This window comes from Acinetobacter sp. WZC-1 (assembly GCF_052544965.1).
In genome coordinates this window covers 612,835-634,130 of record NZ_CP199370.1, presented here as the reverse complement: position 1 = coordinate 634,130, position 21,296 = coordinate 612,835, and the positions used below count along the sequence as shown (strand labels likewise).

Genomic DNA, 21,296 nt, shown 5'->3' with positions numbered 1-21,296 from the left:
CTATGTCAGCCACATATTATTTAACTTTAACTGATTACGGCTCTAATCTGGTCGCACAGAGCCATAATAACCGAAATATTGAATTACTTAATTTATTATTGGGTGATGCCAATGGCCAGCCCTATAACCCACTTGATAAAAAGAACCGCACATCGTTAATAAACCAACGTGCATCAGTTCCTGTGCAATCCGTCGAAATTATCGACAATATTGCCCGAGTCACTGCAACAATTGAGAATCATATTGGCGGATTTAATATTCATGAATTAGGGCTGACAGATACCACAGGAAATCTGGTTTATATCGGTAATTATCATGGCGGCTTAAAGCCAGTGCTGGACGCAGGTGCAAGTGGTGAAATTGAACTGATTATTGACATTCAGGCGGAAGCTGGTAGTCAGGTCTTAATTTCAATTTCACCGAATATTGTTACTGCAAATAAAGCCTGGGTATTAAATACGATCAGTGCAAGTTTAAAAACATTTGCGGAAACAATATTTCATGTCAACTCGTGGCACGGCTCAAACAATATCAACTATGACCCAGCAAAAGTTCTAACCAGATTTTTTGGCTATGAAACCACATGGGTATTATGGCCTTACGTTCCAAAAGGTGTAGCAACAGATGGAGACGTATTAGGTGTAATTTCAGGAATAGCCGTGGGTAATTCAGCATCTGCTTCGACAACACGAATCTGGCAAAGACTTGAGGATGGAGCCTCTGGACCAACATACAGCTTAACTGCAAATAAAACGGCAGTTGATGAAGGTGGCCAAGTAATCTTTACGCTTCAGACCACAGGTTTGACTACCGGCACACCTGTCGACTGGACGATTACTGGCATTCAATCTGATGATATTTCACCATCGGCTCTGTCCGGTCAGTTTATTGTCGACGCTGAAGGTAAAGCAATATTAAGTTTAGATATTATTGAAGACAACAAAACAGAAGGTAATCAAACTCTTAACCTATCATTAACTTATATTAATGGTAAGCAAGTTGCTGTAGTTATTATTGATACGAGTCAATATCCAATAGGTCAGCAAACATACTACCAAGGCAGCCATGAACTCATTGTTGAAGCCAACCAAACTATCACCGTTGATATGTATGCGCCGGGTGGGGGGGGAGGTGGCTCTATTTACACTGGCGGTGTTCCAGATTGCCCTGGAACCGATGGCGGTGATGTAATTCTCAGTTTTGATTCAAACATTCTGACCGTTGGTGGAGGCAAAGGCGGTGGGGGGGGTAGATGGGGCAATGGTTCACATTACTTCAATGGTGGAGCAGGTGCTGGCGGTAAAAATAATATCATTGCTGATTCAGATTTTAATGTTTTGATCGATCAAATTGGTAATACTGCGGTAATCGGCTCACGCTGGAATCGACAGGAAGGTGCAGCTGGCATCCCATCCAGTATAGGCATACTTAATGGAGGTGGCGCGGGAGCATGGGGAATCGGTGATGAACGTTGGTCTTATGGCGGCGGCGGCGGCTCAGGCGGACGTGTACAAGTCCAGTTCACGAACAACTCTGAAGAAACCATCACCATGTCGCTGGTCGTTGGTGAACGTGGCCGGGGTTGGAAAAACAGCGGAAATTATGGTGATGATGGTGGGATCGGTTTTGCTTTAGTCACCACGTCATAATCCTGTTTAAGCTTTAAACAGGATTTTGCAGATGGCATCTTAAATCACCACACAACATGATGACTTCAAATCGTCAAAAACAGTTTGGAGCAATCATGTTTCACCACGGTATTTCCAAAAGGGAACTGGGTTCCGGCATCATTCCAATGCGTGACGCCAATACCAGTGTTATCGGACTCATCGCTTTTTCAAATGATGCAGATGAATTCACCTTCCCACTCAATACCCCGGCTTTAATTACATCCATTAACCAGGGCATTGCTGATTCAGGTACTGAAGGAAATTTACGCTCATCACTGGAAGCCATTGCAGCGATGACGTCCCCGACCCTTGTCGTTGTCCGGATACAGGACCCGTTTACAGGCCAAAGTTTCGATCAAAGTAAAGTCATCGGTACCACTCTCGATACTGGCCAGCGAATTGGCATACAGGCTTTACTGACAGCAAAATCAATTCTCGGTTTAACGCCAAAAATTATTATTGCACCAGATGTGGAGGCACCATCAGTAACACAGGCCCTTGCCGCAGTCTGTAAAAAGCTACGCGCTTTTGCATATGTCACCCCCAGGGATGAGTTTGGGTTAATGTTGCAGACCATGCCTGAAGTTACAACTTACCGAAACACGTTGTCTGATCGGGAAATCATGCTGATCTGGCCTGAATTCACCAATGGGAATGTTTTGCAGCCTAAACCGAAATCAGAAATCAGTTGTGCAGGAGCAACAAATACAGTATCAATGCATCGGGCAATATTGATAGATCAAAATGAAAGCACAGTTGTTCCGGAGGATGAAAGTCTTATCATTAATGGCGTGGTGGTGTTTGAGCAACCACCGGAGTTTCTTGAAGTAAACCCTTCTTCACCGCCACCATTTCCCCCGCCGAGCGGATATGCATGGCAAGATTCTATTGAGATTAAGAATAACTCAAATCAGGATATACGTCTGGAACATAGAGTGATTCCTGATAATCAAAATCTGGAAAGAGTTTTTTTTAGTGAAAATCCAACAGTAATATCATTTGATGCAAATCGAAGTGGAGTTTGTCTGGCAGGTTTGGAGCCCGTTTACCCGCCATATGCAGCAATTCAAACAAGTGCTTCATGGGGTGACAGCTTTCCTGCAAAAATCACAATCAATGGTGAAGTATTTACAGGAAATCTATTCGGTGATTTGGCTGACATTTTGGCGCATCAATACAATATCTACACGGGTTTTGAAAGAATCTATGCTGATTTTGAAGGTGAGACAGACTTAGTGCGGGTGGTATTTGCTGGTGATGTATATGCAAAAAATGCGGAAATATCCTTAGACTTCTTATCAAATATAGATATCGGAGTTGATAGTAGCTTCTTTTATCCTGAAAATGACACGCTTCAATTTAATGGAAACCAGGCAAGCTTTAATATTGGCAAGTTAGTTTGTGATATTAGAGTTGATCAAGATGCTGCGGTTGAATGGGGCAATCTAACCCTTGTTTATGGTCAATCTTTTGATTTCAAAGTGGGTGATCGAATCGGGGTAAATGTTCTTACAGAAAGAATTGCAGGCGCAGGGATAGAAGATCCAGCAGACTCTTGTTCAGTTGCAGCATCACCTGAACTATGCGTTCAATTTGCATTATTGGCGGATTTATCTGAACAGTGGAATCCTGAGTTAAAAACAATAAATGCAAAAACACACCCGAATGGTAAAAGTCGAGTAATAATACCTTTAAATTCAGATATAGGGGATGATCAAGGCGACCCGTTTGCAACTGCAAAAATTGTCATTCAACCCAGCAAGGATGTTCCACTCAGGGATATGTCATTTCTAGGATATGCCATTCCAAAATGCTTCGTGCCTAGATAGCGGGAGGATACATGGAACCACTTTCACAACTTAATTGGTCAGACGACAATGTCATAATCCTGTTTAAGCTTTAAACAGGATTTTGCAGGTGGCATCTTAAATCACTACACAGCATGATGACTTCAAATCGTCAAAAACAATTTGGAGCAATCATGGCCCAGTTTCACCACGGTATTTCCAAAATGGAACCCGGCTCCGGCATTATCCCGATGCGCGATGCCAATACCAATGTTATCGGACTCATTGCATTTTCAAATGATGCAGATGAATTCACTTTCCCACTCAACACGCCGGCTTTAATTACATCCATTAACCAGGGCATTGCTGATTCAGGTACTGAAGGAAATTTACGCTCATCACTGGAAGCCATTGCAGCGATGACGTCCCCGACCCTTGTCGTTGTCCGGATACAGGACCCGTTTACAGGCCAAAGTTTCGATCAAAGTAAAGTCATCGGTACCACTCTCGATACTGGCCAGCGAATTGGCATACAGGCTTTACTGACAGCAAAATCAATTCTCGGTTTAACGCCAAAAATTATTATTGCACCAGATGTGGAGGCACCATCAGTAACACAGGCCCTTGCCGCAGTCTGTAAAAAGCTACGCGCTTTTGCATATGTCACCCCCAGGGATGAGTTTGGGTTAATGTTGCAGACCATGCCTGAAGTTACAACTTACCGAAACACGTTGTCTGATCGGGAAATCATGCTGATCTGGCCTGAATTCACCAGTGGGAACGTATTTCTTGGCAATGAAAAGGAGCGATGATTATGAACTTAGAGTATGGACCCGGTATCCTCAGTGCAGTGGTTGTCGCTGCAGCATTACGTGTCGAAACAGACAAAAAAGTGGGATGGCACAAGTCCATTTCCAACATTCCTGTAACAGGTCCGACCGGAATCAGCCAGCCAATTACTTGGGATCTGGAAGATATGGACACAGATGCAAGCTATCTGAACCAACATGAGATTACGACATTAATTCAGCACCAGGGTTTCCGTTTTTGGGGCAACCGTACCTGTTCTTCAGATCCGAACTTTGCCTTTGAAGTGGCCACGCGTACCGCTCACTTTCTGTTGGACACCATCATTAACGGCTGTTTCCCATTTGTTGACCAACCCCTGACACCCTACCTGGCAAAGGACATTATCGATTCAATTGATTTTGAGTTGCAGGAACATGTTCAGGCAAAACGGCTATTGGGTGCAAAGGTCTGGTATGACCCGAATGAAAATTCAGTCGGTAACCTACAGCAGGGGAAAATGTGGATCGATTATGACTACACACCAGTTCCACCCCTTGAAAATCTTAATCTTAATCAGCGCATCACAGGGCGCTACCTGGTAGATTTCGCACAGTTGATCAATGGCGCAAACGCGACTGAAGGAGTATAAAAATGCTACCTCGCACACTCAAAAACTATAACGTCTTTGTTGATACACACTCCTGGGCCGGGGTTGCTGAAGAAGTCACAATCCCCAAAATCACCAAGAAAACCGAAGACTACCGAGGGGCTGGCATGATCGGTGACATCGCTCTGGGGTTAGGCTATGAAAAGTTGGAAGGTGAAATCAAATATGCCGGTTTCGATATCAGGCAATACCGTCAGCTGGGGGTCTGTGGCACATCAGATTTACCTGTTCGTTACGTGGGAGTTTATGACCGACAGGATACCTGTACCACTCAGTCCGTTGAAATATATATGCGCGGCATGGCCAGGGAGCTTGACCCAGGTGCTTCCAAAAATGGTGAAAAAACCGAAATCACAATGAGCTACAACTACACATATTACCGGATGGAAGTTGACGGTGTGATCGAAGTTGAGCTGGATCTGATCCGGGGTATTGAACGCTTCGGTGACAGCGATCTGGCAGCAGGATTGAAACAGTTACTTGGTCTGTAAGCAGACCAGGCATTCCCACTTTTTATTACTGAGTATTTAACATGACAGAAAAAACTGAAGAGCAGCTACAGAACCAGGAAGCCACCCAGGACCCGAATGTCACGACTGTAGATTTTGACATTGGTTTTAAGCGTGGTGAGAACATGATTAAGCAAGTTGATGTCCGGAAACCAAAATCCCGTGCATTACGTGGCTTAACTGTGGTCAATATCCTGCAGCTGGATGTAGACACCCTTGCCAGGCTTGCACCACGTATCACGGCCCCGGCCATGTCTGAAAATGATGTTTACGAGCTGGAACCGGCTGACTTAACCAAGCTGTGTAAAACGGTGATTGGTTTTTTCGTGAGTACGACGGACGACGACTTCCAGTAAGTGTTGATGAGGTCATTGCGGATCTAGCTGTCGTTTTTCATTGGCGACCTGCGGACTGTGATGACTTTGAACTGGGGGAGTTGATGGACTGGCACGAACGTGCGCGTGAACGATGGGAAACAGATAAACGATGAGCCAGATAAGTTTAAAGGCCATGCTTGAGCTGGTTGACAAAGCCACTAAGCCCCTGAAGGAAATCATGGGCGAAAGTGACAAAACCAGTAGGGCACTGAAAACTCAGCGTGAAGAACTGAAAAAACTCAATCAGGCTCAGTCGAATATCGCATCATACCGTCGTATGAACTCTGCACTGAAAACCACACGACAGGAAATTACAGCAGCACAGGCTGCTGTAACCCATCTTGCCCTGGAGCATGCCAGGGTTCAGAATCCGACCCGGGCCATGACCAAAGCGTTTGAACAGGCCAAACAGACTGTTAAACAGCTGAAACAGACTGAACAGGATCAGATGCGGCAGTTGTCCATGCTGAAACAGGGGCTTAGTCAGGCTGGTATCAGCACAAAATCACTGAGCAGGGATGAACGGGAATTGCGAACCCGAGTTGAATCCGCAACCACGGCCCTGCAAAAGAAAAAAAATATGTTGGACAAAGTGTCCCAAAGTCAGCAAAAACTAAAGGAGTTGCAAGCCCAGTTTAGCAGCGGTGCCATGAAAGTTGCTGGCGTTGGCATGTCTGCCTATGCTGGTGCACGGTTCCTGGCACCAGGTACCAGTCTTGATCAGAACATGAGTAAAGTCCAGGCGCTGGCACGGCTTGATAAAAACTCCCCACAGCTGAAAATGCTCCGGGAACAGGCAATGAAGCTTGGATCTGAGACATCCTTCACTGCAGCAGACGCTGCCGCAGGACAGGCTTTTTTAGCAATGGCTGGCTTTACCCCGGAAAGTATTAAGGCCGCTATGCCCAGTCTTTTAAATATTGCAAAAGCAGGTGATCTGGATCTGGGTACTGCGGCAGACATCACCTCCAATATTTTAGGTGGTTTTGGCCTTGATGCAGATAAAACAGAAAGCGTAGCAGATATTCTAACCAAAGCGTTCACTACCAGTAATACCACCCTGGGTATGCTGGGTGAAACAATGAAATACGTTGCGCCCGTTGCCAAAGCAGCCGGAATGAGCCTGGAGGAAGCCGCTACAATGGCAGGCCTACTGGGCAATGTCGGTATCCAATCTACACAGGCAGGTACTACTTTACGTGCTATGACTTTACGCTTATCCGCCCCTCCAACCGCTGCAGCAAAGGCATTGCAGAAACTTGGCATCGAAACAAAAGACGCAACGGGTAAATTACGGAATATTCCACAGATTATGTCTGATGTTGCAAAAGCGACTGAGAATATGGGAAGTGGTGACCGACTTGAGTATTTAAAAAATATCTTTGGTACAGAGTCAGCTTCTGGCATGGCTGAATTACTGGAAAAGTCAGGCTCTGGTGCTTTTGATAAATATTTAGACGTGATCAGGGACTATAAAGGCACTGCAGCTGAAGTCTCAAAAGTCATGTCAAATAATGTGGCCGGTGACTGGACCGTCCTGATCAGTGGCTTTGATGGCCTCCGCACCAGCATTTATGACATTGTAAAAGATGATCTGCGTATCCTTTTACAAGGCATCACCAATGTAATCTCCAGGTTCAATGAATTTGCCCAGGCAAATCCACAGCTCGTATCCATCATTGCTAAAGTAATTATTGTCGTTATGGCCATTGTGGCAGCTATGGGGGCATTAACCATGGCCATGGTCACAGTTCTTGCACCACTGGCAATTTTAAAATTGTCATTTGCAACTCTGGGACTGAAAAGTATTGGTTTCCTCAACATTATCAAAATGATTGGTCCTGCATTTATGTGGTTGGGTAAAGCCCTGCTCATGGTCGGGCGATTTATGCTTGCCAATCCTGTGATTCTGGCCATCACCCTGCTGGCTACTGCAGCTTATCTGATCTATAAAAACTGGGGGCCAATCAAAGAGTTTCTGGCCAATATCTGGAGCAGTATTTCTGCAGGTGCAGCCAATGTCTGGCAAAGCGTGACCGGATTCTTTAACAGTGGCATTGAAAATATCAGTGCAACCATTCTGAACTGGTCGCCTATCGGTCTTTTTTATCGTGCGTTTGCAGCGGTCATGAGCTGGTTCGGTGTACAGCTACCAAGTACATTTACTGGTTTTGGCCAAATGCTTATGCAAGGTCTGGCCAATGGGATCACCGGTGCAGTCAGCTGGGTGGTAGACAAAGCCAAAGCCGCTGCAGCGGCCGTGGTCAACAGTGTGAAAAACTTTTTCGGGATTCATTCACCAAGCCGCGTTTTCGCTGAATTGGGTGCATACAACATGCAGGGCCTGGCGTTGGGGATTGATCAGAACAGCAACTTGCCCAGCATAGCTGCGACTTCAGCCAGTCAGGACATGCTCGGGGTATTTGACACCAGTGCATTCACTTTTGACAAGCGTCCAGCCATTTCAGGCATGTCACCAGCTATCGCTGGCAGTACTGCAACACCCATGCATGTCGAAATCAACATCTACCCGACTGCAGGCATGGATGAACACGCCATTGCACAAATGGTGGCCTCTGAAGTCTCAAAAATCCAGCGTTTCCCCCAGACTTCCGGGGTCCGCAGTTACACCGACCAGGATTAAATTATGTTAATGAGTCTCGGACAGTTCATTTTTAAAACGGACACTCTGAGTTTTACCGAAATTCAGCGTCAGCGTTCCTGGAACTATGCTGAAAATTCTGTGGCCAAAGGCCGCAGCAAAAAACAATATATTGGCCCCGGTACAGATACCATTACCCTGCCTGGCCTGATCTATGAAGAATATGGCTTCGGTACACGCTTTTCCCTGGATGAGTTGGCGGCAATGGCAAGTACTGGACAGGGTTTTGTACTGATGGATGGTAATGGCTACCTGTACGGGGTTTACATTATTGACAGCATTGACGAAACAAAATCGATTCTGCTGGATAACGGTGTACCGAGAAAGGTCGACTACACCCTGAAGCTGACCAGGACAGATGATGAACGTATTGAAGAACAGACCGCACCGGATAAACACGAGGTGACAACATGATCAGAACACCGATCTGTATCATCACTGCCGACAATAAGCCGCTTAATGATGAAATCCTGAAACGGATTATCAGCGTGACCGTGACAGACAACCGGGCCAATGAAGCAGATCAACTGGACATTGCCCTGGATGACAGTGACGGAATACTGCAGATGCCCAGACGTGGTGTACGCCTGAACTGCAAAATGGGCTTTGTCGGCGAGGAACTGCACGACAAGGGTGATTTTATTGTTGACGAGTCAGAATGGGCCGGTCCACCGGATCAGATCACGGTGAAGGCATCGAGTGCAAATTTTAAAAGCAATCTGAAAGAAGCCATCTCAAAATCATATCACCGGAAAAGCTTTGGCCAGGTCGCTGCTGAAATTGCACAGAAACATAAATTAAGCCTGGTCATGGCTGCAGATTTAAAGACCATTGACCTGAATCACATTGATCAGACCAATGAGTCGGATCTCAACCTGCTGACCCGCCTGGCCAAACAGAACGGTGCGGAAATGTCCGTAAAAAAAGACCGGTTATTAATATTCAGGGCCGGTACTGCAAAAACTGCATCCGGTCAGAATCTGCCTGCAGTCACCATCACCCGGAACGACGGTGACCAGTTCCGTTACAACGAACAGGACCGGGAATCAGATCATACTGGTGTATCAGCCAGTTACCAGGACATTGGCAAGGCCAAACGCGAAACCGTGACTTCAGGCAACACAGGTAAGGTTAAGCGGCTGAAAGGAACCTATGCCAGTAAAGCCGAAGCTGATCGTGCTGCAGCAGCAAAAATGGCAGAAATCAAGCGTCAAATGGCAAAGTTCAGCATAAACATGGCCTTTGGTATCCCTGCGATCAGCACTGAATCCCCAGTGAGACTGGAGGGCTTTAAAAATGAAATTGATCAACTGAACTGGATTATCGCAAAAGCCACACACAGTTATCAGACATCCGGGGGCTTAACCAGCCAGCTGGATCTTGAAGCCAATATATAGGCAGCTCAGGTATGAAACTCATTGTGCTGCTATTCATTCTTCTTTCAGTGGGATGCTCTGCACACAGCATTCAGAACAATATACGCATCAGCATTTGCCTGCAATGCGTACAGGATAGGTGAATCATGCACCCAACGATTAAAGTCGGTGACAGTTTTGCAGTACCAATAAAGTTTTATGACACCCTTACCGGTAATGGTCTGAATATCAGCAGTGATATGCTGGTTACAGCTCATATTGTGACGCATACACATAAACTAATTGCCATACCAACAGTCACTGTTTACCCAGATCAGCAGACAGACACAGGCATGGTATTGTTTGAAGTATCAGCCACGGATACAGCTAAATGGCCAGCCGGGACAGCATTGATGGATATCAAGCTGGAAATATTCGGCAATATTCGCCACTCTCAAACATTTCAGTTTTTAATTGAAAAGAGTATTACACCATGAATATTGCATTAAAAGTATTCTGGTCAAATCAACCCATGACCGTGGCCGAGAAAGTAAAGCATGCTCCCCTGCAGATAGATATTCCGTTTGGAGTCATGATCAGCCATCCAGCATCCGGGAATATCGGCGGTATTCATTCAATCAATGGTAAAACCGGTACAAATATTATTTTATCCGCTGACGATGTACGTGCAGACAAAGCAGGTACAGCTCAACATGTTTTAGAACAACTCACACAACAACTGGAGTCATTAAACGCCAGCAAACTGGATGCATTAGATTATGTTCAGCATTTCAGAGGCGTCTTTAGCAGCTATGCGGCATTGGCTGAAGCACTACCAACTGCATTAGACGGTGACTATGCACATATTGACAGTGGTTCCAGCTTTGATCGGCTCCTCACTATCTGGGACAGCTCGGATAGTAGATGGATTGTAAATGATGTACATATCGCGTCTACAACAGATGAAATTGCCGAAGGCTCAATAAATCTTTATTTTAAATCTGAACGTGTACGAGAAACATCACTGACCGGGCTTCAGGAGCAAAATGCGTTAGAGATTTCTCATACGGATACTGTGCTGATTGCACTGGCAAAACTGCAGGCACAATTAAAAGCCACTTCAACCGTGACGTGGTTACCTGCTGCCACTGCATTTACATTTGATGAGAATGTCGTCACAACGAGCCTGACTTCCTGGGGAGGAACCATTCATCTTGAAGTCGCGAAAATCAATGGAATGCTGTGGCTCCGTGGTGGATTTACAATGCAATCCACTGTGACCGCTGGATATGCCATTTTTAACTTTAAGCCAGATTGGAAATTGTTGAAATCATTCTCAGGCAATGGCTCGGCAGGCCATATTTACGGAATCGCTGGAAGCTATATTTATAATATTTTATCAAATGACAGTGCATCATCCGGACAGATCCGTTGTTACAGTGAATGGGACTGCATAAACACTAAAAGTGCTGAAACTGTCAGGCAGGCAATACTGGCAAATAATCAAATTGCCCCCAAAGGGTATCAGATCTCTTTGTGCCTCGGCCAATTAATCATGCCTTAAGTTGAAAAAATGATACGCCACAACTGTGGCGCAGGATGAATTAAAAGTTTAATTGCTCAACATCAATACCCAAGGCCTGAGCTATTTTTGTTTTACTTGATACCCGTAAATTGGCACTATTTTCCTGCTTCGAGTAAGCCGCTTGTGAGATACCAAGCTTATCCGCGACATCGACCTGGCTCAGACGCAAATGTTCACGCCATGCACGAACCGGTGTCCAGTCATGATCAAACACAAGATTAACGACCGCAGCAGGTACTGTTATTTTATTACGATTAGATTTCGCTAAAACCACATAGTCATCATACGGCAGGATCACAAATGCCGGGTTACCACTGGCATCGTTCAAAACTGTTAGATTTTCAATATGTGCGTTCATCTCTTTTTTTCACCTCTTCAATCGTAACGATCTCAATGACACCATCAAAATTAAAAAAAACACGATAATTACCTACGCGTAACCGGTATTGATACTGGTGATTCTTTAAAGCTTTGACGTTAATACAATCTGGCATAGCTGCTAATTCATCAATCTTGTTACGGATCAATTTACTGTGATCTGGATGAATCTTTCGTAACTGCTTCAATGCTTTGATTGTATATTCAATAGAGTTCATGATCACAATTTCCTAAACCATGACGCCATTATATAACCAAAAAAGTTATAACACAATACAATTAACGAATATTTTGTTATATTTATTCATGTATTGCCCATTTTTGTACGCACAGTTATGATGGTATTGTGTTATCCATGAATAGATTAAATAAATAGACTTTATACATTTGAATCCAATTACATAAGAGATAATGATGATGAAAGCCGTAATAGTACAAGGCTGTAAAACTGATCATGGTGGTGTAGTAATACAGGGACACCCAACAGTATCTGTCAATGGCATTGGCATGGCTGGAAAAGGTTATATGGTTGCCTGCCCAAAATGTAAAGGTGTTTTCCCAATATCTGAAGGACTGGAAAGTTTTACTATACCCAGCGGTATTCCTGTTGCTTTAGCGGATATGAGAACCGCCTGTGGGTCAAGACTACTTCCCAGTTCTTTTCTGGTCGTGGTTGCACCCAGTTCACCTTTTGGATATCAACTGACTGGCAATCCAAATGATGAAGGAGAAGAAACAGTCCCACCCCCTGAAGACCCTCAGGGGCGTTTTCAATTGATTGACCAGAATACCGGGAAGCCAATTGTGAATCGTCGGGTACGGATCACTTTAGGCAATGGTACCAGTACAATTTATGCCAGTGATGATCAGGGCTTTACCGACTGGATTTATACACCCTCTGAGGAAGAAGTCCATCTCAACCTGGTGGATGAATTAAACAATGGCTGATCAGGGAAAACCGCAAGGAACACTCATAACCTCGCCATTAAAAACGACCAAAGTGGTTGCAATAGACAGCACTGCGCTCGACCCTCAGGATAAGAAAGTTATTTGTAAAGCAATTTGCTACTGCAATATAAATCCAAATAAAGGGAAAAAGGGAAATCGTGATCAGCACCAGTCTTGTGTATCTGAACGTTTAGGAGCGCTGGATCAGTTTTTAAACCATCAAAGCCCTTACAAGGCGGAGGTAAATTACGATATGCATCGTAATCCGCCCGCACCGATTATGGAGAAAGGAATTATAACCAAAGTACATCCTTATCTTCCTGGATGGATTAAAAAATATTGGGAAGAGGAAAAAGGTTATTCTTTTGAAAGGGGGCAAGGTATGGTTCGTCGTCCTGATGTAGTCATTGTCAAAGACCCGACTAAACCACCCACCCAGGACAATATTAAACATGTAGTTGAAATTAAATTTAAGGATAAAATTAACCATGGACAGGAAACTGATTACCCAATCATAGCCGGAGATAAAAATAAAGTTAAAAAGCTGGATCCTGATGAATGTGATTGTGGCAATGATGATGAGAATGGTAAAACATCAACGGTTTTTCAGTTTGTAACTTGGGCTGCAGCCATTGTCGCTGCTGCTTTACAATTAAGAAAAGGCCAAATACCAAAACTCCCTCGATTTCCATCACCTAAACCCTCACCTAATCCTGCTTGGTAAAAGGAGAACTAAATGTATTTAAAAAGCGAAGAAGAATATAAAGTCTGGGCTGAACAACAACAAGAAGGTGCTATCGGTGGAGGGCTTTTTGCCAAAGGTGGCCCTGAAGACTATGTCGGGGCGATTCCTGCCATTCGTGCCGTGCTTTACTTTAAAGAAGGGTTTAGCGATGAGATGCGAGAAGCCATCGCTCAATGTTTTGATGATTATCAAGATATTGCCAAAGGCCATTTAACATGGCTATGGCAGGATGAACCACCAAAAGGAGAAAGTGAAAGTATAGCTTTCAGTAATGCTAAGCCTTTTCGGGAGAGCTTAAAAAATTATAGTCCAATGAAAGCTTTTTACTTTTTATATGTCAGCGGCAAGGAAAAGTTTGCAACTGGAGCGTGGGAATTCGCTGTTGGAGGTGTTAGTAAGTGGCGATCTGAAATGGGAATATATCAAAGCAGTTTAACTTTTTCGATGCCGATTGAATGGGTTGAAGAAAATACCAAACTCTTTATTGATTTATTTATAAAATTTGCAAATCGCTTAAAAGCCAATCATGGTTATGCTGGTTATGCCTGTGTTTTATCTCAGATCAGGGAAGATAAAAATGAACCGACAGAAGCCTATTTTTCTCGAAAATGGTGGGCAATGGATGTTGGAAGTCCTACAAAAGAATCTAATAATTTAATTAGTGGAATAAAAACCGTCAGTTGGTTAACAGCGATCAATTACCAATGGTTTAATAAAATCAGGGAAGAAGGGGCGCTCAATAGTGAATTACCGATGAACTGGTTTATTGGCTATGACTATGGTACCGGTGTGGTCATTCAGGCAGGGACTTTACCATCAAACGGTTCAGTTGAAGACGATCCTTTGCCTGCACCTTATGTTTTGTTAAACAGCGTGTTAAAGCCTTTACGTGTTGAAAAAATAGGTAGTTTACATCGTGGAAATCATAATAATGAAGAGAACCCTTTGATTACAGGCTATCGCGCAGAAGCATGGATGAAACGCTTTGATATAGAAGAAGCTGAAAAACTGGATTATTTTGGAAAGTTACAGGATGAACCTAAATTGAACACTAAATATGCATTTTTAGATAAACGGATCGACTGGACTTAAATCAAAAAATCATTCTCTTAGTTTTTCTAAATCAATGATACTTCCCTATTTACACTGCTTTAGGCCAATCTCAATAAATGGAGAAAGGCTGACCTTTGTCCCAGGGATATTTTGATTATCAATCCAAACCGGGTTAATCCGCGGATAATTCTTATTTGCTACACCATTCAGGGCATAGGATTCACCAGCAGGAGTTGTAAAAATAACTTGCTGGCCCGGTTTACATTCAATCATTCCATATTCAACAGAAAATGCCCAATTCTCACCAAACTGATTATTAACCACTGAAACTCCAAGCGCTTCATCCTGTTTATGAGTATTTGCCCCTGAACAGCCCAAAAGTGCAAATACCATCAGCAATACAAACTTATTCATTTCAAAAAACCCTCATTTATATAAAACATCAGCCTCTGAACTTTTGTAAATATTTCAGAATTTCTTTTTTATCACTCAATGAAACATTTGAACCAGGAGCCTTCTGAGTCAGGAAATCAATTCGATCTATCCGAAAGGTACGTTCAGCTTTGGCAGACTGACAATTGGCATCTACATACCAATGCCTTCCATCCTTATAAGTCCTGATCACTTCAACTTTACGAATCGAAAAATTATCTTTGTAATCGTCATAGTGTATTTCCACGACTGACCTTGACGAACCCAATTTATTTAATGCTTTCTTTTCATTGATCACACTGTCATTACTATTTTCAGTATTATCTTTTACATCAAAATAACTACTTTCAAAGTCCAGCATTTTCTGCGTTATTTTTTTATATAATTCTGAATTAACCAATGAAATGATGAATAAAACGGGCAGAAAAATCAGTCCACAGAATAAAAATAAAAGATGCAGTACTTTTTTCAAACCTTATCCCCTGATTGCTATAATGCATGAAATCCAACAATGTTTAATTTACAGCATTTTCACAAAAGAAGTACATTCCATTCATCCTATTCCGAAAAAACTTGCATAAAAAAAAAGAGTCCGCTATATTTTGAAAATCACAGCAAAATCTGTGAACAGGCGTAGGAACCTGTTTTATTATCAAAGAGCGCAATCAAAAGTCGCTTATGCGGCTATTTTTTTGCTTACTGTTTAGTCAGTCGTTACGGTGGGCTAGGCAGGGCAGCTTTGTGCTGGCCGTGCATCTTTGAGCGGTATTTCCTACCCCTGTCTAGTCTGCCCCCATTCCGTAGGAAAGAATGGAGGTAGGTTCAAAACTTATCAAAGAGTAAACGACTATGAACACTCAGAATAAAAGTGCGACATCTGCACAACCACGCCTTAACCTGGATCAGCTCTGCATCCAGCGCCTGCAGTCTCCGGACTTCGCCAGACCCAACCTAAGCATTCAGATTAAAAATTATCTTCGTTCCTGTAAACGGAGATAAACCATGACGACTCTGAATATTTCCATCGAAAACGTTCAGGAACTGATTGCCGACCAGATAAGTAAATCGCTGCGATCCGCATTTACCCATCGTGAGTTCACCCATGATTACTATCATCTGGACGGTGTCCTGACGGCACTTCATCAACTTGAACTGATCAGCGCTGAAGAATATAAAACCCTGATCAATGGCTTTATCTACATGTATTTACACCTGCCGCATGGGGGTAAAAGCCAGTGAATATACGGACTTATATACAAACTGATTTAGGAACAGAAAAACGCTGTACCTGCTGCAATCAGTACTGGCCTTTTGATGAGGATTTTTTCTATAAAAACGGCTTACGGCATGGCAGCCAGCAATGGACGGCCAGATGTAAGGCCTGTTATATCGAAAGTTATCGTGGAGGGTACGATCTATGACCATTGAAAAACTAATCATCAGAATTCAGAACCCGGTCAGTAAAAAGCGCCAGTTCTTTGTCAGTTCCAGACAGCTGTATAGAGCAATCACTCCTGACGTTTCATATAAAACATTTGTTGAAACAAATATCGTATGGTCCAGGTTAAGGGACAACATTGACTACCATTACAACGAGCAATATCAAACCTACAATCTGAGTATTTCAGCAGTTCAGGCTATTTTGATTCTGGAAAATACAGACATAAGTTGGGCCTTATTCAATAATCTTTCAGACCATATAAATAATGGTTTTATGAAGTAAACAAATAAGAGGAAATTTTTATGGAAAATCAGACACGGCTTGAATTATTAAATAATCATTTAAACTTACTGATAGAAGCCACAGAAAACTGTGACACACTGACAGGAGAATCTGTATCAAGCACCTTGTATTTTATTCAACAGCAAATCCTTGAATTGATGAAAACTACGCATTCACCACAGCAATCACATAATATGACAATGGCTGGTAGATACAGATTTTTATGTCAGCAACTTAATATTAATTTTGAAGCTTCAGAGAATGGAAGGATTTCTCCCACCAACTTAGAGGAGTTAGAACAGCGTTATTACGCAACATTAAAACAAGATTAAAGGCTTATCACCTTTCATGGCTTCTAAAGCGAAAGGCTGTGCCAATTTAATCAAATCCAGATAGGTGTAGTCAACATTGGGGACTGCACCTGCTGTAAGCAAACCATCCTCAATATTCATAGCAACAACCAATAAATAATCTGTGAAATCATTCATATTTCCACGTTCAAATTTAATCAACGGCTTAATGTCTGTCATATCAATTCCTGTATTAGTTTTTAATTTTAAAACTTTCAGCAAAGTTCCGTACCAAAGTCAGTAAAGTTTCATGCTGTGCAGGTTCCACCTGATCCCACAACAACAACAGCTCCTTAGCTTCATCTGTTAGCAAATCAGAACGAGTCCGTTCACCAGTCAATACAAACCATATATCCACTTCCGCCCGATGTAACGCCTCCAGATCATCCACCCCCATTTCCCGCATACCTTTTTCATAACGGGAAACCGTCATAATTTTTTTACCGAATAAGCCTGCAAATTCAGATTGAGAAAGACCAAGTCTTAATCGTTCTGAACGAAGACGATCGCCTCTATTATTGATAATTTCGTTAACCATTTTAGATAAATCCATATGTAAATTATCCCAAATGGGATAATATAAACTCACATTGATAACATATTAACAAAGTTCTCTATTCACCATAGTTTAAAAACTGTGACTAAAGGAAAAACTTATGCAAACCCAGCATCCCCAGAAAGAAGTTCAGATCAGCTTCCGTACATCCATTGAAAACAAACACCTTGCCCGTATTGAGGCTGCAAAACAAAATATGTCCCTCAATGAATGGATCAAGGCATTGGTTGAATCGAAACTACCCAATACTTCCTCCCAAAATGCAAAAACATTTTAGGCTTTGGACTTTTAGGCAATCACAGAAAATGGGAATGCCGTTAACAAAAATACACATTAAAAATGATTTTATTTGCTGTCCCAACTGCGGAGAGCCTTTAAACATTTTGGGGACTGTGATTACTGCAGTCGGACCGCGTGGTTATGCAGGTGAGTGTCGGGAGCTGACATGCAGGACACTGGTTCATTTTCACATTCAGGTATCAGATGTGATTACTCCAGGTCGTTTAAAAAATTCGGAAAGGAATTGAACGATGAGTAAATCTATTGGCTTCTATTGCCCACACTGCGGCACACGAATGCATGTATCCAGCCGGAAAAAACCATCACCACTGCTGCACGAACTGATTGTTCAGTGCCGTAACGAAAACTGCCTGGCCAGTTTTGCCGCCAGCCTGGAAATGGTCCGCCCAATTCAGAACAGTATTAATCCTAATCCTGACGTCCAGACCGGATTGCCACAGCATAAACGGCAGTGGGAACTTGAACTGGAACACCAGCTCAAAAGCCTGGAACTGCTGCCTGAAATCGCAGATGAACAAAAGAATTATGTCGAAGGTTTTATTTCAGCCTTGTTTCATGCTTCAACCATCGACCTGACGCGAGCGCAGACATACCGTCAGCGACTTCAACAAATTAAACTTTTATAGGCTGAATGATGGACCTTCAACGTCGTATTGATGACAGGCTTAATCAACTCTTTAATTTTAAAAAAGTCGGGGAATGGTACCGTCGCGGCCTATGCCCCAACTGCAATGAAAAGGAGCTGTATACCCATGCCATTACACCACGCATGGTTAAATGCGGCCGGATTAACAAATGTGGCTATGAAGAACACGTTAAAGATATTTGCGAAGACCTGTTTAAAGACTGGTCCGAATATCATCCCAAAACACCGGAAAATCCAAATGCTGCTGCAGATGCCTATTTACGTGAAGGCCGTGGTTTTGAATTAACCAATTTGAAAGGCCGTTATACCCAGGAACTATTCCAGTCACCCAAAAATAAAAACCTCGTCAGTGCAACTGTGCGCTTCCAGCTGGCCAGTGGAATTTACTGGGAGCGTATCATCGACCGACCCGACCGTTTTGGGCGGCAAAAAGCCAATTTCATCGGCAAATGGACCGGACTGCACTGGACACTGCATGAACTGGATGACTTGTGTCAGACCGGCAGCATATGGATTACGGAAGGTATTTTTAACAGCATTGCCCTGTCACAATCTGAACTCTGCAGCATCAGCAATATGAACAGTGGCAATTATCCGAGCGTCATTCTTGATCAAATCAAAAAACGCTGTCTTGAGCTGAATTGCCAGCGCCCACGCCTGGTATGGGCCCTGGATAACGACCAGGCCGGGAAGAAATATCTACCGAAACATCACAGGCATGCCCTTGACGATGGCTGGATCTCTACCGCAGCCCTGCCTCCTGCCCCGGTCAATGGTAAGTCACTCGACTGGAATGACCTGCTCCAGCATGACCGGCTTACCCCCGTACACCAGAATACATATATTCATTATGGCAAATTGCAGATTGCTGAAACACCGGAAGAAGCCGGTCTGCTGATTTATAACTTTTATGACAGCAATCTCAGTAAGTTCTTTTTTAATCATCGTTTCCGGACATACTGGTGGGAACTGGATTATGAGAAGTACAACAAAGCAGTGCAATATGTCGAAGAAAGCAAACAGGATCAGATGCTCAGTGATGAAGAGATTCGGATCCAGGCATTACAAACCTGTTCATCTGCAAAGGAAATCTGTAATGCCCAGCTGGAACCCCTGTATTTCCAGCGCAACGAAATCACCGATGAGTCCTGGTATTACTTTCATCTGCAGAGTCCCTGGGGCGAAGTCAAAACCACATTTACAGCAGATCACATGGCATCACGCAGCAAATTCAAACCCCGGGTGATGTCAGTTCTATCCGGCGCAATGTGGACGGGATCAGATCAGCAGCTTGAAACATTCATCAAGCGTAAAACCGAAAAATTACGTGAAGTTAAAACCATTGATTTTATTGGCTACAGCAAAGATTACCAGACTTATATCTTTGACCAGTACGCTGTGCATAAGGGTCAGGTTATCCACAAAAATGAACATGATTTTTTCAGGACCGGCAAAAAGGAATTAAAAAGCTTAGCCAATAGCCCCGTGATTCATATCAATCCAAAGAAAGAATTCAAACCAACCTGGTGGAAAGACTACTACACATTAAATGGTGCCAACGGTCTGATTATTCTTGCATGGTGGACCGGTTCTTACTTTGCAGAACAGATCCGTGCAATGAACTCGTCATACCCATTCTTTGAGTTTGTCGGTCAGGCCGGTGCTGGAAAATCCACACTGCTCGAGCTGCTCTGGAAGTTCAGTGGCCGTGAAGCCTATGAAGGCTTTGACCCGAACAAATCCACCAGCGTGGCAATTTACCGAAACTTTGCCCAGGCATCAAATATGCCGATTGTACTGATTGAAGGTGACCGTAACGACCAGCAAGGTATCAGTCAGAAAAGTAAATTCAGCTGGGATGAACTGAAGGATGCATTCAATGGCCGTGCAATCCGCTCTAAAGGCTTAAAGACGGCTGGTAATGAAACCTATGAGCCACCATTTCGCGGTGCAATCATGATCAGTCAGAACACCCCCATTCAGGCAACTGAAGCGATTCTATCCCGGACGCTGCATATTACCGTGACCACCAAAGGCCACAATCTGGATAAAAAACGCATTGCCGACCGTTTATCCCGAATCGAACTTGAAGATGCCTGTACCTATATGACGCACTGTCTGAAGAGCGAAGAAAAAATCCTTCAGACCTATGCTGAGAGAATCAGGGAACTGGAGGAAGAATTCCACCGCAATGGCATCACACACACCCGGATCGCACTCTGTCATGCCCAGGTATCGGCCATGATAGATGCCCTGGAACAGCATGTTTTAAATGGTGTGATTGACCTGGATGAAATCTGTGACGCCAAACGGATTCTTGAAGAAATGGCCCGGGAACGGATGGAACAACTGGGTAATGATCACCCACACGTTCAGCAGTTCTGGGATGCCTACGAGTACTTAAATATCAGCCGTAGTGCCACATTCAATTTAAATCATCACGATGCAAACGCGCAGAGCATCGCAATCAATCTGAATGAAGTCTACAAAGTCGCTGCACGTAACTATCAGAGCCTGCCGGACATCACTGAAATGCGAGCTCTGCTGCGCTCCAGCCGGCGCTATAAATTTATTGAAATGAACAAGCCGGTGAAGTCTAAAAACTTCCCTGCTGATGACGTCAAAAATGTGGAAAGTCCGATCAAAGAACGTGTCGTGAAATGCTGGATTTTCTCAAACCCCTATTTTAACCAGAGTGGAACAAACACATGAAGATAAAAAGATTTTCACCAGTTCAGACAAACCTTATCTGTCAACGCTGTGA

Annotated in this window: 26 protein-coding genes; 20 read left to right on the top strand and 6 right to left on the bottom strand. The window is 43.5% G+C overall.

All coding sequences use genetic code 11. The features are described 5' to 3' along the window. The first annotated feature begins 2 nt into the window (after positions 1-2). The 12 genes from ACT6PV_RS03010 to ACT6PV_RS02955 all read left to right on the top strand — a co-directional run bounded on the left by ACT6PV_RS03010 (position 3) and on the right by ACT6PV_RS02955 (position 11,380). Positions 3-1,649: a phage tail-collar fiber domain-containing protein gene (locus ACT6PV_RS03010; RefSeq protein ID WP_445115017.1), complete on the top strand. Its 1,647-nt coding sequence runs from the start codon at positions 3-5 to the stop codon at positions 1,647-1,649. 56 nt (positions 1,650-1,705) lie between these two features. After that, on the top strand, positions 1,706-3,499 hold the full coding sequence (locus ACT6PV_RS03005) for a hypothetical protein (RefSeq protein ID WP_445115016.1): 1,794 nt from the start codon (positions 1,706-1,708) through the stop codon (positions 3,497-3,499). Between the two features lie 152 nt (positions 3,500-3,651). Continuing rightward, positions 3,652-4,269, top strand: coding sequence for a hypothetical protein (locus ACT6PV_RS03000; protein ID WP_445115015.1), 618 nt, complete (start codon positions 3,652-3,654; stop codon positions 4,267-4,269). Between the two features lie 2 nt (positions 4,270-4,271). Beyond that, entirely contained in the window at positions 4,272-4,895 is a 624-nt protein-coding gene (locus ACT6PV_RS02995; protein WP_445115014.1) for a phage tail sheath subtilisin-like domain-containing protein, read from the top strand. Between the two features lie 2 nt (positions 4,896-4,897). After that, complete coding sequence (locus ACT6PV_RS02990; RefSeq protein WP_445115013.1) at positions 4,898-5,404, top strand: phage major tail tube protein; 507 nt, start codon at positions 4,898-4,900, stop codon at positions 5,402-5,404. Positions 5,405-5,445: 41 nt separating this feature from the next. Further along, positions 5,446-5,778, top strand: a complete 333-nt coding sequence (locus tag ACT6PV_RS02985) for a phage tail assembly protein (protein WP_445115012.1) — start codon at positions 5,446-5,448, stop codon at positions 5,776-5,778. A 14-nt stretch (positions 5,779-5,792) separates the two neighbouring features. Continuing rightward, positions 5,793-5,912 carry a GpE family phage tail protein gene (locus ACT6PV_RS02980; RefSeq protein WP_445117009.1) on the top strand — a complete coding sequence of 40 codons (120 nt, stop codon included), beginning with the start codon at positions 5,793-5,795 and terminating at the stop codon, positions 5,910-5,912. After that, positions 5,909-8,443 (top strand): phage tail tape measure protein, encoded by a 2,535-nt coding sequence (locus ACT6PV_RS02975; RefSeq protein WP_445115011.1) that lies wholly within the window; start codon positions 5,909-5,911, stop codon positions 8,441-8,443. Before ACT6PV_RS02980 ends, ACT6PV_RS02975 begins: the two co-directional genes overlap by 4 nt. Positions 8,444-8,446: 3 nt before the next feature. Beyond that, positions 8,447-8,875, top strand: a complete 429-nt coding sequence (locus ACT6PV_RS02970; protein WP_445115010.1) for a phage tail protein — start codon at positions 8,447-8,449, stop codon at positions 8,873-8,875. After that, a complete protein-coding gene (locus ACT6PV_RS02965; RefSeq protein ID WP_445115009.1) occupies positions 8,872-9,858 on the top strand; it encodes a contractile injection system protein, VgrG/Pvc8 family in 987 nt (328 codons plus the stop codon). The genes ACT6PV_RS02970 and ACT6PV_RS02965 overlap by 4 nt, the downstream gene beginning before the upstream one ends. Positions 9,859-9,983: 125 nt before the next feature. After that, positions 9,984-10,313, top strand: coding sequence for a hypothetical protein (locus ACT6PV_RS02960; protein WP_445115008.1), 330 nt, complete (start codon positions 9,984-9,986; stop codon positions 10,311-10,313). Then, positions 10,310-11,380 (top strand): hypothetical protein, encoded by a 1,071-nt coding sequence (locus ACT6PV_RS02955; protein WP_445115007.1) that lies wholly within the window; start codon positions 10,310-10,312, stop codon positions 11,378-11,380. The genes ACT6PV_RS02960 and ACT6PV_RS02955 overlap by 4 nt, the downstream gene beginning before the upstream one ends. 40 nt (positions 11,381-11,420) lie before the next feature. On the opposite strand, the gene ACT6PV_RS02950 is transcribed toward ACT6PV_RS02955, so the two are convergent. Together ACT6PV_RS02950 and ACT6PV_RS02945 are read right to left on the bottom strand one after the other, a co-directional pair. Beyond that, positions 11,421-11,759 carry a helix-turn-helix domain-containing protein gene (locus ACT6PV_RS02950; RefSeq protein ID WP_445115006.1) on the bottom strand — a complete coding sequence of 113 codons (339 nt, stop codon included), beginning with the start codon at positions 11,757-11,759 and terminating at the stop codon, positions 11,421-11,423. Beyond that, complete coding sequence (locus ACT6PV_RS02945) at positions 11,743-11,997, bottom strand: type II toxin-antitoxin system RelE family toxin (RefSeq protein WP_445115005.1); 255 nt, start codon at positions 11,995-11,997, stop codon at positions 11,743-11,745. The genes ACT6PV_RS02950 and ACT6PV_RS02945 overlap by 17 nt, the downstream gene beginning before the upstream one ends. Before the next feature lie 196 nt (positions 11,998-12,193). Between ACT6PV_RS02945 and ACT6PV_RS02940 the strand changes: the two genes are divergently transcribed. Genes ACT6PV_RS02940 through ACT6PV_RS02930 form a run of 3 tightly spaced genes read left to right on the top strand, consistent with a single transcriptional unit; the run spans position 12,194 to position 14,564 of the window. Beyond that, positions 12,194-12,727, top strand: a complete 534-nt coding sequence (locus tag ACT6PV_RS02940; RefSeq protein ID WP_445115004.1) for a PAAR domain-containing protein — start codon at positions 12,194-12,196, stop codon at positions 12,725-12,727. After that, positions 12,720-13,451: a VRR-NUC domain-containing protein gene (locus ACT6PV_RS02935; RefSeq protein WP_445115003.1), complete on the top strand. Its 732-nt coding sequence runs from the start codon at positions 12,720-12,722 to the stop codon at positions 13,449-13,451. The genes ACT6PV_RS02940 and ACT6PV_RS02935 overlap by 8 nt, the downstream gene beginning before the upstream one ends. A gap of 12 nt (positions 13,452-13,463) precedes the next feature. Continuing rightward, on the top strand, positions 13,464-14,564 hold the full coding sequence (locus ACT6PV_RS02930) for a type VI immunity family protein (protein ID WP_445115002.1): 1,101 nt from the start codon (positions 13,464-13,466) through the stop codon (positions 14,562-14,564). A 45-nt stretch (positions 14,565-14,609) separates the two neighbouring features. Here the strand turns inward: ACT6PV_RS02930 and ACT6PV_RS02925 are convergent, their stop codons facing one another. Beyond that, entirely contained in the window at positions 14,610-14,939 is a 330-nt protein-coding gene (locus ACT6PV_RS02925) for a DUF2511 domain-containing protein (RefSeq protein ID WP_445115001.1), read from the bottom strand. Between the two features lie 28 nt (positions 14,940-14,967). Beyond that, a complete protein-coding gene (locus tag ACT6PV_RS02920) occupies positions 14,968-15,429 on the bottom strand; it encodes a WYL domain-containing protein (protein WP_445115000.1) in 462 nt (153 codons plus the stop codon). 530 nt (positions 15,430-15,959) lie between these two features. Here ACT6PV_RS02920 and ACT6PV_RS02915 point away from each other — a divergent pair. Both ACT6PV_RS02915 and ACT6PV_RS02910 read left to right on the top strand, forming a co-directional pair. After that, the gene (locus tag ACT6PV_RS02915; protein WP_445114999.1) at positions 15,960-16,196 is read left to right on the top strand and encodes a hypothetical protein; all 237 of its coding nucleotides are present in this window, start codon (positions 15,960-15,962) and stop codon (positions 16,194-16,196) included. 504 nt (positions 16,197-16,700) lie between these two features. Continuing rightward, positions 16,701-17,012 (top strand): hypothetical protein, encoded by a 312-nt coding sequence (locus ACT6PV_RS02910; RefSeq protein WP_445114998.1) that lies wholly within the window; start codon positions 16,701-16,703, stop codon positions 17,010-17,012. Here the strand turns inward: ACT6PV_RS02910 and ACT6PV_RS02905 are convergent. Both ACT6PV_RS02905 and ACT6PV_RS02900 read right to left on the bottom strand, forming a co-directional pair. Then, positions 16,998-17,210, bottom strand: a complete 213-nt coding sequence (locus ACT6PV_RS02905) for a hypothetical protein (protein WP_445114997.1) — start codon at positions 17,208-17,210, stop codon at positions 16,998-17,000. The genes ACT6PV_RS02910 and ACT6PV_RS02905 overlap by 15 nt on opposite strands. A 13-nt stretch (positions 17,211-17,223) precedes the next feature. Beyond that, positions 17,224-17,583 carry a helix-turn-helix domain-containing protein gene (locus tag ACT6PV_RS02900; protein WP_445114996.1) on the bottom strand — a complete coding sequence of 120 codons (360 nt, stop codon included), beginning with the start codon at positions 17,581-17,583 and terminating at the stop codon, positions 17,224-17,226. A 103-nt stretch (positions 17,584-17,686) separates the two neighbouring features. Here ACT6PV_RS02900 and ACT6PV_RS02895 point away from each other — a divergent pair, with 103 nt between their 5' ends. From ACT6PV_RS02895 to ACT6PV_RS02885, 3 genes are all read left to right on the top strand, one after another. Further along, a complete protein-coding gene (locus ACT6PV_RS02895; protein ID WP_445114995.1) occupies positions 17,687-17,863 on the top strand; it encodes a hypothetical protein in 177 nt (58 codons plus the stop codon). A gap of 253 nt (positions 17,864-18,116) precedes the next feature. Next, complete coding sequence (locus ACT6PV_RS02890; RefSeq protein ID WP_445114994.1) at positions 18,117-18,512, top strand: ogr/Delta-like zinc finger family protein; 396 nt, start codon at positions 18,117-18,119, stop codon at positions 18,510-18,512. Between the two features lie 5 nt (positions 18,513-18,517). Further along, positions 18,518-21,244, top strand: a complete 2,727-nt coding sequence (locus ACT6PV_RS02885; RefSeq protein WP_445114993.1) for a toprim domain-containing protein — start codon at positions 18,518-18,520, stop codon at positions 21,242-21,244. Positions 21,245-21,296: the final 52 nt, after the last annotated feature.